We start from the raw sequence: 17,259 nt of genomic DNA on the forward strand, positions 1-17,259 counted from the left end.
AATTTAAAATAAAATGAGCGAAAAAGCTGCATTTACAGAGAAGCAATATTTGGGGCGCGAATTTATACCCATAACCATACGTTTGGTGCTGGCTATGTTTTGCTTTGCTGCCTACGTTTTTACAGATGAGCGCGAAAACACCGGCAACCTACTGGCCGTAGTGGGGTTTGCTATAATAATCATATCTATTATTATGGGCTTTCTGCTCCATTTCAGAACAAGGGTGCAGAATAAAAGCGTTTTACTTAACGGCTTATGGACAACACGCCTGGTTAAAATAGATCTTAATGGCATTGTTAAAGTAGAAAAGACTGCTTACAGCAGATACCTTTTTAATAACCCGGTTTATAACCTGCACTCAAAAGGCTTTATCCGGTTTTATGCGGCGGGGCGGGATGCTATTTATCTGACAGACAGGGACGGCCTTGTTTATATCATTGGCTCGCAACACCCTAACGAACTTTTAAGGGCCATTCAGGAAGAGATGAAATAAGTACCTGCATACATGCTGCATAAAACCAGGGGCATTGTTTTAAAAACTACCGACTACGGCGAGAGCAGCGTTATTGTACAGGTATTTACCGAGAAGTTTGGCTTACAATCATACATCATTAACGGGGTAAAAAAGGTAAAAGCTAAAGTAAGCCGTAATATGCTGCAGCCGCTGCACCTGTTGGATATGGTGGTGTATCATAAAAATACCGGAGGCATACAGCGCATTGCCGAGCTAAAGAATGCACCGCTGCTGCAAACCATCCCCTATGATATAGTTAAAAGCAGCATTACAATGTTTTTAAACGAGGTGATATACAAAACGGTTAAACAACAAACTGCCGACGAAAATTTGTTCGATTTTTTATTTAGCGCGGTTGAGTGGCTGGATCATCAAACGGAAGGATTGGCTAATTTTCACCTGCTGTTCCTCATCAATTTAACGCGTTACCTTGGTTTTTATCCTGATAGATACCTGGCAGGCGAAGCAGATTATTTTGATCTGAAAAACGGAACGTTTAACAGGTATAAGCCGGATGGCTTGCAATTTATCTCGCAGCCGTATACGCAGATATTTAGCAGTTTGCTACAATCGGGCTTTAGCAGTGCGGCGACCTTGAAAATTAATAACGAAGATCGCCGCCATCTGATTACAAAACTGCTTGATTATTATTCCTTACATACCGATAATTTCGGTAATATCCGTTCGCACGAAGTATTAGAAGAGGTATTGTCCTGAAAGCTTAGCTGTGGCCTAATACCTGCTTTTTAATATAAGTGACGCATGATTCAGGTATAGCCGCACCATCAACTTGGATAACTGACCCGTCAGCATTTATCTTTAAGTCGGCATTCAGGTTCTCATCAATGATTACATGCAGCATGTCTTGTTCTTTTTCTACCTGGCAGCTTACTTCGCGTTCTGAATAGCTAATGGTGAATTTATATTTACCATCCTTATCTGCAGGTATAGTGTCCGTTGAGTTTGTCATAATTATCTATTTTGTATATAAACACAGCAGGCGCCAGTATGTTTAGTAATCAGAATTTTTTTAAAAGCAAAAGAGAAAGCTGTGGGGCTTCCTCTTTCGTATTAACTATCTCATTAATTGTTAAAAAGAACAATTGGTCCGGTTCTGTAATAACAATAAACAAATATAAAAATATGGTTAACAGAACCAAGTATTTTAACTTATTTTAACAAAACTGTTTAAGTTTATAGCACTTTAAGTGCCAATGCTTTTTTCCGGGCGGCAGCTTCTACAGCTTCAGAGTAGCGTAGTTCAGGCTTTACTACCAAAGGCTTGCTGTTGCTAAGGGCAATAAGGCGTTTATCAATTTCAATCACATCGGTGTTAAAACCATTGATATTGGCCAACACACGCGCTTGCTGAAGATCGGTTTTAGCCATAGAAACTTCACCCAAATCAGTTTTAATACCGGCAAGCGTTAACAAATTGGCTAATTTAAGCTTAGCATCATGAGAGAGTGAGATGCTTTGCAACAGGTACCATTTAGCCTCAGAAAACCTGTTATGTAACAGATATAAACCTGCCAGGTCTGTAAAACTATAGCTGGCCTGCTGGTACTCGCGGTAGCGCATATTGTGTTTTGCCTCTTTAAGCATGGCCTGTTCCATTTTATCAAAATCAAACACAGGTGCTATATAAAAATTAGTGTAGGCAATGCTGGGTTTAAGTTTTAACGCCGGTGTGGTAAACTGAGGGGCGGGCATAGATTGTGCAGGCGCCAGTGCAGCATACCTAACCTTTTTTTTCCAAAACTGAGCTGATGTGTTAAGGCTTATTGCGCAGCACGCAAGCAGTAAAAAAAATCTCATTTAATAAATATATGTCCCTTTAATTTAAAATTGGTTTTAACGCAAATATACTACATAATAGTATACAAAGATTATTGTACCACAAGGGCTTATATTTCATAACGTAAATAATACGCTAAGTCGTTTTCGGGAAATTAAGGTAAAACGTAGTTCCCAGGCCGGTTTTTGTTTCAAACCATACTTTTCCACCCGCGTTTTCAATCGAATTTTTTACAAATGCCAAACCTAAGCCTGTGCCCGAACTTTTTGTAGTGAAATTGGGTTCGAATATCTTTTCTCGCATATTCTCAGGGATGCCATTACCGTTATCCTTGATCATAAAAAGAATATTTTTAGCATCAATTTCATAGTTTATCTCAACAAGTCCGGCTCTGTCTGGCGGGGTTGCTTCAATTGAGTTTTTAAGCAAATTATTAAAACAACGCAATAGCTGGTCGCGATCAGCAAATACAATAAACGGTTGTTCTGGCGCGCTATATAGGATAGTGAAATTATCCATTTGTTTAAAAATTATCACGGCTTGGTTTAAAACATCAAAAATGTTAAACCTGTCCATACGCGTGTCTGGCATTTTTGCAAATGCAGAAAACTCTGATGCTATTGATGACAGGCTTTCAATCTGCTCTACAAACGATTTACTAAAGCGCTCAAATTTTTGATCAAACTTCGGATCCTTTTCCCGCCATGACTTCTCTAACAATTGAAGCCCCAGCTTAAGCGGTGTTAAAGGATTTTTAATTTCGTGAGCAACCTGTTTGGCCATTTCCCGCCAGGCGCTTTCCCGTTCAGACTGAGCCAATTTTTGCGCGCTTTGTTCAAGCGCAGCTATCATTTTGTTGTATTCGCTAATCAGCGCGCCTATCTCATCGTCGCGGTCCCACAGTATGGGCTCGTTTTTTTGGCCGTAAATGGTTTTACTTAAACTTTGCTGTATAAAATTTAGCGGATAGGTTATCTGCCGTGCAATTACCACAGCTAAAAAACCTATCGCGATAAAAATAAGTGCGTAAATATTGATCATCACGTTTAATAATGATCCAATGCGTTCGCGATAATCAACCTCGTTGGCAAAATAGGGTAGCTGCAAATAAGCAATAGTTTTATTACTCCCTTTGATGTTTCTGATGGGAGCATACACCGCCTTGTATTTAAGGCGGCCAATAGTTTCTTCGTTTATATACTCAGCACGCTGTAACTTATTGAGGTGGATATAAGCACGGCCGTCCATTTTACCGGCTACCAGGCCTTCTTCGTAAATACGGGGCTGCGTAGTTACCTCAACGTCTCCATTTTGGTTAAAGATGGTCAAATCAGTAGCGTATAACTCTGCAAGGCCATCAAGAGCTATCTGTTTTTCTTCGATGTTGTTATTTACATAATCACCAAGCGAATTCCCAATTGTATTTGAGACCCGGATGATCTTGTCCCGAATCATCTTGTCTTGCTGGGCCTGATATTGCGTACTTATTGATGCGTAGGTTACTGCGCCTACCAATATCAGCGTTATAACTACAGCCGATACCATTGATAACTGGATGCGTGTTTTGTAGAGTACTTTGTCAAAACTGAGCCGCAAGCCCCATTTTATACGGTCATTGGTTATAGTTAAGATTTTAATGCGTGTCCAGGCCCAGACTGATAAAATAACAACCAAACTAAAAGTCAATAATATGATGAAGAAAAAAGTTAGCGAGGTAATTATGTTGAAAACAGGATTCTCTTCTTTGGTCACTACAATAAAGTCGCGATCATTAGGCAGTTTATATATCAAATGGCTATAGCTATCAATCGGATCGTACCAGGTGTTATTAATAATATTAGCGTTTTTTTCAACATACTTTTTACTTATTCCCTTAAAGCCCGCTGCGGTTGTGGTATCGTTTGTGAGGTTGTAAACATATGTTCCGTTTTGCGAGGACAATTTATTATCAGAGTAAAACGCATACGAATAGTTTTTAAAATCGCCGTCACCGGTAAAGTCGCCGTCTGCCAGCAAGGCGGGGAAATAGTCGCCGCTATAAATTGTATTGGCGTCCAACACAACTACTATTGAGCCAATAGGTTCATTTTTGTTAAATACCGGCAATATGGCAAAATAACTCAGCAAGCCCGGAGTAGTGGTTTGTCTGTAAAAATATTTGGACACCTTGAATGATCCCAGCGCCACCATATCACCAAAAACCTGAGAGTAATAACTTTGGTCGCCACCAATTGGTTCGCCCTCGGTATTAAATACGTGTACAGTCAGATTATATTTTGACAAGTACCTATCAAAATAACGTTTCTGAAAGTAGTTTTTGATGTGCTCGTTATCGGGATGATTGGTAATGAAAAAGCTGGGTATAACTTCGTCTTTAACAATTTTACTTTCAACTGTTTTAAATAAGGTATCTGCAGCAGCATCGTCCGGAAACTCAAGTTTTTTGATCAGCAAGCGACGCATCTTGCCCTCTTTTACTTTTTCAAAGCGGGTAAGAGACAGTGCCGATATACATGAGCATATTAAAATTATTACTGCTAAGGAACGGTAATTTAACTTCCCCTCATAACGATGGTAGGCATACCCCCTTACGCCCACTATAGCTCCCCATAAAAAATAGAAAAATGTAAACTGGTGGTATTGCAACGCCCACCCAATAGTGCAAACGGAAGTACCAATTATTAAGAACAGCAATTGATGCTTGCGCACAATAGGCAATTGCACGCATATGCTTAATGCTACCTCTATTAATAAAGTGAATACGAGAAAGCTAAAACAAAGCATAACCAAGCCATAAGCGCTTAGTATGGAAAGGTTAAGCACATTACTAACGTCAAAACTGATATCGGATCTTATAACCAGATCATGGAATAGATGGTAAAGAGCGGTTGAAGTAATTACCAGTATGGTGAAACAGCCTGTTAACAAGGCGTACCCTGAAAACTTATCGGGAATAAATTTGAGTAGTTTATGGCGCAGCTGATACAAAAATGTTATGTGCCATGTAAGGCAAAGTATATTTATACAAAGGTCGCCGATGGATGGAAACAAGCGCCCTCCCCAAAACAGTTTCGGGTCAAAGATGCCAATATTAAAAGTGCAGTTGGGCCAGTTATAGAAAAGGTTGAGTGCCCGTAAGCCAATGATGAACAGGGAAAGGATGAACAAACCAAGAAAAGGAAAGTCTATACGGACAAGATAATTACAGGTGTTTTGCACAAAAATGCATATCACCATTAATGCCAGCAGCCAAAGCGTAACTTCTGAGTAGTAAAAACGCGAGTTAACCTGGTTGGGTATTGCTTTAACAGAAAAGAGGTAGGCGTTATTTACATTGTGAACGGCATAGGTATTTTTATCTGTAAAGTCGGCAATTTCTATGTTTTTCTCGTCTATAAGATCCTGCGAAAAATTATTCTGCAGGTATTGATTCTGAAAAGCATAGGTGGTTTTTATAGGTATAAAAAATATAACTGAAAAATTGCCCTCTGTTTTCTTAATTGCTTCATAATCGCCATTCGGTTCCCTTATAAACGATACGCCTTCCTTTATCCGGGCAGGGGAGCTTGGAATAACTTCAACCCCGCTCCAAAAGTTTACTTTATTATTCTTTACGGTTACAAACCTGATGCCTTTTTCGGTAGTGAGCTGGTTAATAAGACGCAGGCCCTCCTTTTCGTCCCGGGCTATGTTTTTTAAGCTATTAAAATTGGGTTTGCCATTAATAAAAGTGTAAATGTAAGCTTCCTTTTTATGCAGGTTACTTTCCAGCCCTTTGGCGCTTTCGCGCATACTTGCATCCGGGGTATTAGAACGATGGACTATTAAAGCAGTAAGCAGCAAGCTGCCCGCCAGCAATAATAACATTAAACGTATTTTTGCGGAATAGCTCAACAGGTGATGAATTGATTGGTGTAAACTTACACACTTAAATAAAAAAAAGCCGCTTTAGTTTGCGGCTTCTTTAATTTATTGTGCTATTTCGGCGCTTTCTGTAGGTATCTGCCGGTTTACTTTTTTAACCAACCCCTGCAAAACACTACCCGGTCCAACCTCGGTAAATGATGTTGCTCCATCCTCAAGCATATGCATTAAGGTTTGTGTCCAGCGCACTGCACCGGTAAGCTGTGCATTTAAATTATGTTTAATTTGCTCCGGATCTGTATAAGGTTTGGCATCTATATTTTGATATATAGGGCAAACCGGCATATTAATGGTAGTATTTACAATGGCATGCTCTAACTCAACACGCGCAGCTTCCATCAATGGCGAATGGAAAGCTCCACCCACATTTAGTTTAATAGCTCTTTTAGCTCCTGCTTCGGTCATCAGTTCGCAGGCCTTGTCAATACCGGCTATTGAGCCTGATATTACCAACTGGCCTGGGCAATTATAATTGGCAGGTACCACTACATCGCTTATGCGCTGGCAAATATCTTCAACAGTAAAATCATCCAAACCTAAAATAGCCGCCATGGTTGATGGTTGTATTTCGCAGGCTTTTTGCATAGCATTAGCACGCGCTGCAACCAGCCTTAAGCCATCTTCAAAAGATAAGGCGTTGGCCGAAACCAGCGCCGAGAATTCCCCAAGCGAATGACCGGCCACCATATCAGGTTTAAAATCATCACCCAATACTTTAGCCAGGATAACCGAATGAAGGAATATAGCGGGTTGCGTTACTTTAGTTTGTTTCAGGTCCTCATCGGTACCGTTAAACATTATATCAGTAATGCGGAAACCCAGTATAGTATTAGCCTGCTCAAATAATTCACGTGCTTTTTCTGATCGTTCGTATAGGTCCTTGCCCATACCTACAAACTGGGCGCCCTGCCCCGGAAAAATGTATGCTTTCATTGGTTGGTTAAGTTGATTGTGTGAGTAGTTTTAATAATGTTATTAATGTGATAGTAATATCTATTGATCAACAGTTGATTGGCAGCAAAACCACTCACACAATCAACTTAATCAACTAATCAACTAAGCTTAGACGATATTAAATGCAAAAACTCTGCCCTTGTTTTTTCCTGTAAAAAGCCGCCTGTAAATGCTGATGTGGTAGTTACAGAGTTTTGTTTTTGCACACCGCGCATACACATACACAGGTGGCGGCACTCGATAACCACACCCACGCCAATTGGCTGCAATGTTTCTTGTATGCAATCGCGTATCTCGTTGGTTAAACGCTCCTGTACTTGTAAACGGCGGGCGTAAGCATCAACCACACGTGGTATTTTGCTTAAACCAACCACGTGCCCATTAGGTATATAAGCTATATGTGCTTTACCAAAAAAGGGCAACATATGGTGCTCGCACATAGAATATACTTCTATGTCCTTCACCACCACCATTTGGCTGTATTCTTCTTTAAACAATGCCGAGCTTAAAATTTCCTTAGCGTCCAGGTCATATCCGTGGGTAAGGTAAAGCATGGCTTTGGCAATACGCTCCGGAGTTTTTAATAAACCTTCGCGTTCGGGGTTTTCGCCTATCTGTTTTAACACTTCTTTGTAATGGGCAGACAAGCTGTTTATCAGGTCGGGGTTATAACGGTCAACCTTTTCGTAGCCGTTTATGTCGTCATCCCTATCGGGGATATTGTTTTTGTCGATCATTTTTCAGATTTAATCACCAAAATATTCTGCCGAGTTGTTCTCGGTTTCAAACAGCCTAACCGAATGCAGAAACACACCTTCATGGGCTTCAATAGGCGCTTTTAGCTGATTAAAAATCTCAATACATACCAACTCTGTTGATGCCATTTTACCTTTCATAAAATCAACATCCAGGTTTAGATTTTTATGGTCAAGCTTTTCAATTACGTATTCGTGTATTATTTGTTTTAGATCTTTAAGGTCAATAAGATAACCTGTAGCATGCGTTACCTGGCCCTTTACAGTTACAAACAAGTTATAATTGTGCCCATGCCAGTTAGGGTTGGCGCACTTGCCAAACACTTCCGCATTTTTTTCTGCGCTCCATTCCTCACGGTACATTCTGTGTGCGGCATTAAAATGTTCTTTGCGCGTTATGTGTATCATCATAATTTTAATGGGTGCAAATATACATAATTGAGTTTGCAGTTATTAGTTTGCAGTGGGCAGTTTTTAACTGGTAATTATTAACGTGGTAAACTGCCCACTGTACGCTTGGCCGCCACTGCAAACTAAAAAAGCTATATTAGCATAAAAACAAGGCCTATGCGCATTTTGATTGTTGCTGCTACGCAGCCCGAAGTTGAGCCGTTAATACAATCGTTAGGTTTGCAGGTAAAGGATGAGCCTGATCTGTTTTTGCCCCGCCATGCTTCGGTAGCTAACTGCTCTGTATTGATAACCGGCGCAGGTATGGTACCTACCGCTTTTGCTTTAGGTAAACACCTGCCGCATAACGTTTATAACCTAGTAATTAATTTAGGCATTGCAGGTAGTTTTGACCGCAATATTCCTTTAGGCAGCGTGGTTAATATAACCCAGGATACCTTTGCCGAGTTAGGTGCCGAAGATGATACCCGCTTTATCAGCATTGAGCAGTTGGGTTTGGGCGCGGGCATTTTTAATCCAACAAGTTCTATTAGCTATTTCACTTCAAAATTAGCCCCGGTTAAAGCCACCGCAATAACTGTAAATAAGGTGCATGGCAACGAAGCATCAATAGCAGCAATTACTGATAGACTTAAACCGCAACTGGAAAGTATGGAAGGGGCGGCTTTTTTTTACGCCTGCCATCAGTTAAAGGTGCCGTGTGTACAGATCAGGGCAGTGTCAAATTATGTTGAAAAACGTAACCGCAATAACTGGGAGATAGGCCTTGCTGTTAAAAATCTGAATACATTTGCGCTGGATTTGATAAAGGAACTTTAGGCTAATTATTGAATTAATGGTTTATTGAATTATCGATTTTTCAGTTGTTCGGCCTGATCTCTTGTCAACTAATCACTAATCTTTCAAAATGAAACTAACCCTCGGCTTTTCGCCTTGCCCTAACGATACCTTTATTTTCGACGCGCTTATTCATCATAAAATTGACACAGAAGGCCTGGAGTTTGAGGTTTTTTATGACGATGTAGAAACGCTTAACCAAAAAGCATTTCGCGGCGAGTTGGACATTACCAAGCTAAGCTACCATGCATTTGCTTATGTAGCCAATCAATATGTTTTGCTGGATGCCGGCAGCGCACTGGGTTTTGGAGTTGGCCCGCTTTTAATTTCGGATTTGGAAATTTCAATTTCGGATTTGGAAAAAGGGCAAATCGTAAATCGTAAATCTGAAATCATAAATCCTTTAATCGGCATCCCCGGGAAGTATACCACAGCTAATTTTTTGTTGGGGTTGGCCTTCCCGGAGGCTACCAATAAAATTGAGTTAGTTTTTTCGGATATTGAAAATGCCGTTTTAGAGAGCAGAGTGGATGTAGGTTTAATTATCCACGAAAACCGCTTCACTTATCAGGACAAAGGCTTAAAAAAGATAATAGACCTGGGCGATTTTTGGGAAAAGAAAACCGGTTGCGCTATCCCGTTGGGCGGTATAGTTGCCAACCGTAATTTGCCTTTAGAAGTTCAGCATAAAGTTAACCGGGTGCTGCGCAAATCAGTTGAGTTTGCTTTTGCTAACCCTAAATCGGGTTTAGAATTCATCCGTCAACATGCGCAGGAAATGAGCGAGGAGGTGATGTATAAGCATATTGAGCTTTATGTAAATAAGTACTCCGTTGACTTAGGCGAGGATGGAAGGAAGGCAATTAAGCTTTTATTTGATACGGCTTTAGAGAAAGGGATTATACCGGAGATAAAGGAAGAAATCTTCCTCTCGTAAGGTAGTTTGTTATCCTGAGCGATAGCGAAAGATCTTATATGAGCGACTAACCAAGCGCTCGGCCTTGCATTTTTACAAGATTCTTCGCTATCGCTCAGAATAATAACTTGTGTTAAATAAAGTTAAATGGTTATTGAAGAATAGTTTACAATTAGAAAATTTTTTAATTTTTGATCGTTATTCCCAAAAGTACTTTATGAAATCACTGTTCAATCTTGTAGTTGTTTTCCTGTTATCAGGTGTTATTCTCTCGTGTAGTCAATCCGGGAAAAAATCTGAGACAGAACAAACTGGCACAGATGCATTTGAAACGCCGGTTGTTATTAGCAACAATGGTGTTAATATTGCTTACACCGATACCGGCAGAAGCGACACTACTATACTTTTTATACACGGTTGGGCAATTAACAAAGGTTATTGGGCCAATCAGGTGTCGTACTTTGGCAAAAAATATAGGGTTGTTACCATGGACCTGCCCGGCTTTGGGCAATCGGGGAAAAACCGAGATAAATGGGACACCAAAACTTATGGCAGCGATGTGAATGCTGTTGTTAGCAAACTTAGCTTAAAAAATGTCATCCTGGTAGGGCATTCAATGTCTGGCGATATTGCCTTGCAGGCTGCCGCTGAGAATCCTACTTCAATATTGGGATTGGTGGGCATTGATAACTTTAAAAACGTAGGCGAACCGCAAAGCCCCAATGCAGCTAAGGAGTACGCTGCCGCCATTGCCGAAATGAAACACAACTTTAAAAAAATAGCTTTTTCAATACTTTGAGCAGTCGCTGTTTTCTAAAACAACAGCGCCAGATATAAAAAAGAGAATATTGAATGATGTGGCGCAAACGGATAGCGCCATTGCTATAGCCAGTATGGAGCAACAAGACCTGAGCTTTGATGAACTTGGTAAATTAAAGCAAGCCGGGAAAAAGTTATACCTTATTAACAGCGATGTAACACCGACTGTTACCAAATACATGGCTGCTAAAAATATTCCTTTTAAAGTTTATTATACTGAAGGTACAGGGCATTATGCCATGGTCGAAAATCCTGCGGAGTTTAATAGACTGTTGGATGAGGTGATAGCAGATATTAAGAAACCATAAAGCTAAAAGAGCGACAGGTATACCCATCACTCTCTTGCATCTTGATTCTTAACTCTTGTTTCCTAACTATTGATTCTACTAAGCATCAATACAACAACTGATCATACGGATACCTCTTTGTATGAATATCCTTAACCAACTCGTAAATCAGGCTCCTAAACTCATCAATATTCTCTCGTTCGGTTGCCGAAATAAATATCGCGGGATTGTTATTTTTAGCCATCCAGCTATGTTTAAAGTCATCCAAGGTCATGGTATGTAACTCATCTTCGCTGTGTGTTTGCACGGGCTGATAGGCATCTATTTTATTAAAAACCACAATAGTCTGTTTATCCAATGCGCCTAATTCTCTCAGGGTGTCATTCACGGCCCGTATATGGTCCTCAAAACTTGGGTGCGATACATCAACAACATGTATCAAAATATCAGCCTCGCGTACCTCATCCAAAGTAGATTTGAAGCACTCAACCAGATCATGCGGCAACTTGCGGATAAATCCAACGGTGTCTGACAGGAGGAAGGGAACGTTTTCAATCACCACCTTGCGCACGGTTGTATCCAGCGTAGCAAACAGCTTATTCTCTGCAAATACGTCAGATTTTGCCAGCATGTTCATAATGGTTGATTTACCCACGTTGGTATAACCCACCAACGCAACCCGTATCAGTTGATGGCGGTTTTTACGCTGCGTTTCATTTTGTTTATCAATCGCTTTTAACCTGTCCTTCAACAAGTCAATTTTATTCAGAATCAACCTGCGGTCGGTCTCAATCTGGCTCTCGCCCGGTCCGCGCATACCAATACCACCTTTTTGCCGCTCCAAGTGCGTCCATAAACGGGTTAGGCGGGGCAGCAGGTATTGTAGCTGTGCCAGCTCCACCTGTGTTTTGGCTTGCGCTGTTTGCGCCCTGTTGGCAAAAATATCCAATATAAGGTTGTTCCGGTCCAGGATCTTAACCTGCAGCTCATTCTCAATATTGCGCAGTTGCGATGGTGTTAGCTCGTCGTCAAACACCACCATATCTATCTCCTCCTCAATTACAAAGGCTTTGATGTCCTCCAAACGGCCCGAGCCTACAAACGTAGCACGATCTGGCTTTTGCAGCTTTTGGGTAAATACCTTTTCAGTTTTAGCTCCGGCTGTTTCTACCAGGAACGCCAGCTCTTCTAAATATTCTTTAGCGCGTTCATCGCTTTCGTTGGCGGTAATAACACCAACAAGCACAGCACGCTCCTGCTTTATAGCAGTATCATAAAATTTCTTTCTCATTCAGTAATGATCATATCAATGGGAATGCCAATTAGCAAAACCACATCATGTGCAAAAATACACAGTGAGCAGCCATAGCCGACAAAACATTCAATAATAAATTTAATTAATTAAAACGGGATACTCCGGTCCGGCTATTTGAGGATAGCTTGCCTTGGGGCCAAAGTATTATTGTATAGCAGTAATATTCATTATGCTGCAAAGATAATGAATATTTCGGATTTCGGATGTTCCATTTCGGATGTTTGGGAATTGCGAATTTCGGATGTTCGATTTCGAATTTATTTGATTAGCCATAAATCCGAAATCGAACATCCGAAATCCGAAATTTACTTCTTCCCTTTCTCCATCTGCTGCATTACATTCAGGCTCATCAGCTGTTTCATGGTTTGCTGCATAGCATCGGTTGAGCCATCCAGGAAGATCACGTTACCCTCTGAGTTTTCTGAAAAATGTTTAATAGACTCCGTCCACATGGTAAATAATATTACCGAGGTATCCATATGCGCCTGCTCCATTTCTTTGGCGGCAGCGCTCATACCCTTTGCAACTTCCTGACGGAAAAGCGCCACACCCTGCCCGCGAAGTTGCGATGCCTGGCGTTCGGCTTCGGCAGATATTTTGATGGCGTTACCTTCTGCCTCGGCAGCTTTAGTTTTGGTGATCAATAGAGCTTGCCCCTCGTTTTCGGCAGCTGCTTTTAGGTTGTTTGATGCTACCACCTGGCTCATTGATTTCATAATCACTTCATCAAACGTAATGTCGTTCAGTTGCAGATCCTGCAAGTGATAACCCCAACCCTCTAATATCAGGTCCAGCTGCTCTTTAACGTGTTCAACAATATCGCGGCGTAATATCAATACTTCCGACTGTCGTTTGGTGGCCACAAAAGCACGGATAGAACCCTCGACAGTACGTATTAAAGCTTGCATTAAATTACGCTCATCAACAAACTTAAAGGCTACGTTTTTAATGGTTTCTTCCTGCTGATCTAATACGGAGAAGAGGATCATGGCCTTAAAATAAACATTGGCCTGGTCAAACGTAACGGCTTGGAATTCCAGCTCAACTGAGCGATTCTGTATGGATATTTTAGAATAAATAGCCTCTATAAGTGGAATCTTAAAATTAAGCCCCGGTGTTAATATTCTGCGGTATTTGCCAAATACGGTAATTACTGCAATAGTGCCCTGTTTTACAGTCACAAAGGATGAAAAAAGTATTACCAATACGATAAATACCAATATGAAAGATGTTATTTGGCTTTGCATTATATATGATTTAAGTATTAACCTGGTTTATTTGGACTAATTGGAGTGCAATTTGTTTCTAAAATTAATGATTAATTTTTAGAAGTAACCTATGAACGTAAAACGAACTTTTGGGACTATATTGACCATTTTGGGCATTATCGGTCTAATCTACACCGGCGTAGTAATTATACAACGCGACGGCAATGCGGTAAACCTTACAGTGATAGGCGTGATAAGCCTGATCTTTTTTTTAACCGGGATAGGATTGGTGCGCAACACCAAGGACGAGGCTTAGCTTTATCTAACAACGCTAAGCAATCCCTTTTCTGATATCAACAATTGCTTACTGTCAGGGAAATCTACAACCGTTAACCATTTCATGCGTTTTGCAGCCCGATGCAATGTATCGGGCTCAACATGCCTTTCCCTGCTTTGCTTAACCGAAATTATGTTTCCGCTTAAAAATTCACCTTTACGGTTTAAATAAACTTTTAAAAGCGGGGCAATGCCTGCAACGCCCTCAATACCCACACCGCGGTAAGTGCAAAAATTACCCAGGCTGTAAGCGACTAATCTGCCTTTATATAATTCCATTGCGCGGCTCACGTGCGGGCCGTGGCCCAATATTATATCAGCTCCATTGTTAATAGCATTGTGTGCAAAGACGCGCAGATCACCACGGCGCTCACTAAAGTAGGATTCGCCCGCCGGAGCCACATGCTCAAAATCCGGCCCTTCCCCACCACCATGAAATGATACCATCACTATGTCACACCTCTGTTTCAAATCGCTGATGATCTTGGCCGCGCCTTTCATATCAAAAATTGATACGGTGTGGCTGTTGGGTGCAAAAGCGCAGAAACCATATTTTACGCCATTTCTTTCAAACTCAACCGAAGGATATTCTAATAACCCTGCATGATGTATGCCGCAGCTGTCTAAAGCCTTTACAGTGCTTTCGCGACCGGTTTCGGCAAAATCGCCGATGTGGTTATTAGCGAGGCTCAGTACATCAAATCCTGCATTTTTAAGAATGCCGCAATATTTAGCGGGCATTCTGAACAAATAGGCCTTGCTTTTTAAATGCAGTTTATAGTGAGCGGGTTGGCCACCATCAAGCAAGGTGCCTTCCAGGTTTCCGAACGCTACATCAGCATTTTGGAAGTATTGCTCTACATACCTAAACCTATTTATAGCACTGTCTGGCGATAAGGTAGAATTGTCCGGATAGGAGGTGCCCAGCATAATATCGCCAACGGCAGCAATGCACACAGAATCTGGTAGTTTTGGCGTAGGGGGTATTTGTTTTGGTAGACTAACCACCGGGGGATTATTTTTTACTGTTGACTGCGGGGGCTCGCAGCCAGGTATCAGGCACAAACAGCTGATAATGATGATAAAAAGATTCAGGCGGCAAATCATAATGGCAAAAAAAATCCTTTCACCGCAAAAGTGAAAGGATATATCAGTATCTAAACGTTAGATTATTGTGCTTGGTCTTCGGTAATCTCCAGTTCTTTTTTGAAGGACGCTAACAAACGACCGCCCTTATAAAAATAACGGCTATAATAATTATCGTCAAGGCTACTTATTGCCACACCGCGAGAAGAGGCGTGTGCAAAACGGTTCCCGCCTAAATAAATACCTACGTGCGAGATGCTGCGGCTGCGTATTTTAAAGAAAACCAGGTCGCCTTCTTTAAGTTCAGTTTTTTTAACCGGGCTAACCATGCTAAAAATATCACGCGAGTTGCGTTTTATGTCAAGGTTAAAAACCTGCTCGTATAATTGTTTGGTAAAGCCAGAACAGTCAATGCCTTTTTTAGAGCCACCACCAAAACGGTAAGGTGTGCCTATCCAGTCATAAACAAAACTAAAAAGCTTCATATTTGATGTTGTGTTAAGCGCAACACCCATTATTTGTGATAGATAATCTTTTGCTAAGCTTTCTTGCTCCTCGGGAGCTTTTTCCGTTGCCTGACTTGGAACGGTTTTTGTCTGTGCCTGAACGGCTAAAACGCTGAAAAATAGGGCAATTGCCAGTAATGTTTTCTTCATTTAGTCCTTGTTTCGTTTTGTTTTTTAATGAATTTGTTCATTAAATCATACACTTCGGATCAGGTTGCCCACAAAACTATTCATATTTTTCAAAAAACCAAACACTTTGTTACATATTTCATAAAAAAATAACTTTCAACAATTGTGTAAATGCAATAGTTTTAACACTGTTAATAGTGGAGATAATAACCCATTTGTAATACGTGTGTAACTTAATTTTTCTGAATTTGATATTGTTACCCAAACTATAACGTTTAAGCTATTTAAAAGCTAATCTTTTTACATACCGCTTTCGGTTTTTTGGGATATATAATTAGATTTGCGCATTAATCTGCAAACTGAGGATTTTAATTAATGAGTTCAATCGAAATAACTAAAGACACTTATCTGATGTGGTACGAGTCTATGCTGTTAATGCGTAGGTTCGAAGAAAAGGCAGGACAACTTTACGGTCAGCAAAAAATCAGAGGCTTTTGCCATTTGTATATAGGTCAGGAAGCCGTTTTGGCCGGGGCCATGTCGGTAATGAAAAAGGGAGATAGTATGATCACTGCCTATCGCGATCATGCGCATGCTATTGCTCAGGGTATAAGCTCTAACGCTATAATGGCCGAGCTTTACGGCAAAGCTACCGGATGCTCAAAAGGCAAGGGCGGCTCAATGCACATGTTTAGCAAAGAGCATCATTTTTATGGCGGGCATGGTATAGTTGGCGGCCAGATACCTTTGGGTGCAGGTGTTGCGTTTGCAGAGAAGTTTAAAGGTACTGATTTTGTTAACGTTGCCTACATGGGCGATGGTGCCGTGCGCCAGGGTGCTTTGAACGAAACCTTTAACATGGCTGCTCTTTGGAAACTGCCTGTTATATTTATTTGCGAGAACAATGGTTACGCCATGGGTACTTCGGTACAGCGTACCACCATACAAACCGATATATACAAACTGGGTTTACCTTACGGCATCCCTTCATCAGCTGTTGATGGTATGGACCCGGTTGCGGTACATAACGCAATGGACGAAGCAGTTTCGCGTGCCCGTGCAGGCGAAGGCCCTACCTTCCTGGAGATGCGTACTTATCGTTATAAAGGTCACTCCATGTCCGATCCGCAGAAATATCGTACAAAAGAGGAACTGGAAAGCTATAAGGCTAAAGATCCTCTTGAAGCGGTTAAGCTTGCCATTGAAAAGAACGGCTACGCCGATGACAAATGGTTTGAAGAAATGGACGTTAAGATAAAATCTGAGGTTGATGAGGCTGTTAAATTTGCAGAAGAATCGCCATGGCCGGAAGCTTCGGAGTTATATACCGATGTTTACGTACAAAAAGATTATCCTTATATAAAAGACTGACAATAGCCGATTATTGAATGGTTGATTTATTGAATTAAATCACGGTGATAAAAAAAATCATCCCCGATCATTTTTATTCAATATTATAGCTAA

At 40.9% G+C, this 17,259-nt stretch carries 18 protein-coding genes; 8 read left to right on the top strand and 10 right to left on the bottom strand.

Translation table 11 applies throughout. The annotated features are described in order from the left end of the window. Positions 1-13: 13 nt before the first annotated feature. Positions 14-493, top strand: coding sequence for a hypothetical protein (locus ACVW2L_RS21645; protein WP_457130025.1), 480 nt, complete (start codon positions 14-16; stop codon positions 491-493). A 12-nt stretch (positions 494-505) separates the two neighbouring features. Further along, on the top strand, positions 506-1,231 hold the full coding sequence (gene recO, locus ACVW2L_RS21650) for a DNA repair protein RecO (RefSeq protein ID WP_457130026.1): 726 nt from the start codon (positions 506-508) through the stop codon (positions 1,229-1,231). A gap of 4 nt (positions 1,232-1,235) precedes the next feature. Here recO and ACVW2L_RS21655 read toward each other — a convergent pair whose 3' ends face one another. The 6 genes from ACVW2L_RS21655 to ACVW2L_RS21680 form a co-directional block, all read right to left on the bottom strand. Continuing rightward, complete coding sequence (locus ACVW2L_RS21655; protein ID WP_457130027.1) at positions 1,236-1,484, bottom strand: hypothetical protein; 249 nt, start codon at positions 1,482-1,484, stop codon at positions 1,236-1,238. A 224-nt stretch (positions 1,485-1,708) separates the two neighbouring features. After that, positions 1,709-2,332, bottom strand: coding sequence for a hypothetical protein (locus ACVW2L_RS21660; protein WP_457130028.1), 624 nt, complete (start codon positions 2,330-2,332; stop codon positions 1,709-1,711). Between the two features lie 115 nt (positions 2,333-2,447). Next, the gene (locus ACVW2L_RS21665; RefSeq protein WP_457130029.1) at positions 2,448-6,179 is read right to left on the bottom strand and encodes an ATP-binding protein; all 3,732 of its coding nucleotides are present in this window, start codon (positions 6,177-6,179) and stop codon (positions 2,448-2,450) included. A gap of 102 nt (positions 6,180-6,281) precedes the next feature. Next, entirely contained in the window at positions 6,282-7,169 is an 888-nt protein-coding gene (fabD, locus tag ACVW2L_RS21670) for an ACP S-malonyltransferase (RefSeq protein ID WP_457130030.1), read from the bottom strand. 119 nt (positions 7,170-7,288) lie between these two features. Then, positions 7,289-7,927 (bottom strand): GTP cyclohydrolase I FolE, encoded by a 639-nt coding sequence (gene folE / locus ACVW2L_RS21675; protein ID WP_457130031.1) that lies wholly within the window; start codon positions 7,925-7,927, stop codon positions 7,289-7,291. A gap of 9 nt (positions 7,928-7,936) precedes the next feature. Beyond that, the gene (locus ACVW2L_RS21680; protein WP_457130220.1) at positions 7,937-8,353 is read right to left on the bottom strand and encodes a 6-pyruvoyl trahydropterin synthase family protein; all 417 of its coding nucleotides are present in this window, start codon (positions 8,351-8,353) and stop codon (positions 7,937-7,939) included. A gap of 159 nt (positions 8,354-8,512) precedes the next feature. Here ACVW2L_RS21680 and mqnB point away from each other — a divergent pair, with 159 nt between their 5' ends. From mqnB to ACVW2L_RS21700, 4 genes are all read left to right on the top strand, one after another. Beyond that, complete coding sequence (gene mqnB, locus ACVW2L_RS21685) at positions 8,513-9,175, top strand: futalosine hydrolase (RefSeq protein WP_457130032.1); 663 nt, start codon at positions 8,513-8,515, stop codon at positions 9,173-9,175. An 88-nt stretch (positions 9,176-9,263) separates the two neighbouring features. Next, positions 9,264-10,130 (top strand): menaquinone biosynthesis family protein, encoded by an 867-nt coding sequence (locus ACVW2L_RS21690; protein ID WP_457130033.1) that lies wholly within the window; start codon positions 9,264-9,266, stop codon positions 10,128-10,130. A gap of 196 nt (positions 10,131-10,326) precedes the next feature. Next, positions 10,327-10,908 carry an alpha/beta fold hydrolase gene (locus ACVW2L_RS21695; protein ID WP_457130034.1) on the top strand — a complete coding sequence of 194 codons (582 nt, stop codon included), beginning with the start codon at positions 10,327-10,329 and terminating at the stop codon, positions 10,906-10,908. A gap of 58 nt (positions 10,909-10,966) precedes the next feature. Next, entirely contained in the window at positions 10,967-11,236 is a 270-nt protein-coding gene (locus ACVW2L_RS21700) for an alpha/beta fold hydrolase (protein ID WP_457130035.1), read from the top strand. Positions 11,237-11,321: 85 nt separating this feature from the next. Here ACVW2L_RS21700 and hflX read toward each other — a convergent pair whose 3' ends face one another. Both hflX and ACVW2L_RS21710 read right to left on the bottom strand, forming a co-directional pair. Beyond that, complete coding sequence (hflX, locus tag ACVW2L_RS21705) at positions 11,322-12,506, bottom strand: GTPase HflX (RefSeq protein WP_457130036.1); 1,185 nt, start codon at positions 12,504-12,506, stop codon at positions 11,322-11,324. A gap of 329 nt (positions 12,507-12,835) precedes the next feature. Beyond that, positions 12,836-13,777, bottom strand: coding sequence for an SPFH domain-containing protein (locus ACVW2L_RS21710; protein ID WP_457130037.1), 942 nt, complete (start codon positions 13,775-13,777; stop codon positions 12,836-12,838). A 91-nt stretch (positions 13,778-13,868) separates the two neighbouring features. Between ACVW2L_RS21710 and ACVW2L_RS21715 the strand changes: the two genes are divergently transcribed. Next, on the top strand, positions 13,869-14,054 hold the full coding sequence (locus tag ACVW2L_RS21715) for a hypothetical protein (protein ID WP_457130038.1): 186 nt from the start codon (positions 13,869-13,871) through the stop codon (positions 14,052-14,054). 2 nt (positions 14,055-14,056) lie between these two features. On the opposite strand, the gene ACVW2L_RS21720 is transcribed toward ACVW2L_RS21715, so the two are convergent. After that, positions 14,057-15,082, bottom strand: a complete 1,026-nt coding sequence (locus ACVW2L_RS21720; RefSeq protein ID WP_457130039.1) for a CapA family protein — start codon at positions 15,080-15,082, stop codon at positions 14,057-14,059. A 161-nt stretch (positions 15,083-15,243) separates the two neighbouring features. Next, positions 15,244-15,816, bottom strand: a complete 573-nt coding sequence (locus tag ACVW2L_RS21725; RefSeq protein ID WP_457130040.1) for a C40 family peptidase — start codon at positions 15,814-15,816, stop codon at positions 15,244-15,246. A gap of 354 nt (positions 15,817-16,170) precedes the next feature. On the opposite strand from ACVW2L_RS21725, the gene pdhA reads away from it, so the two are divergent. Beyond that, entirely contained in the window at positions 16,171-17,166 is a 996-nt protein-coding gene (pdhA, locus tag ACVW2L_RS21730; RefSeq protein ID WP_457130041.1) for a pyruvate dehydrogenase (acetyl-transferring) E1 component subunit alpha, read from the top strand. Positions 17,167-17,259 lie beyond the last annotated feature (93 nt).

The sequence above is a fragment of the Mucilaginibacter sp. HD30 genome, assembly GCF_054061755.1.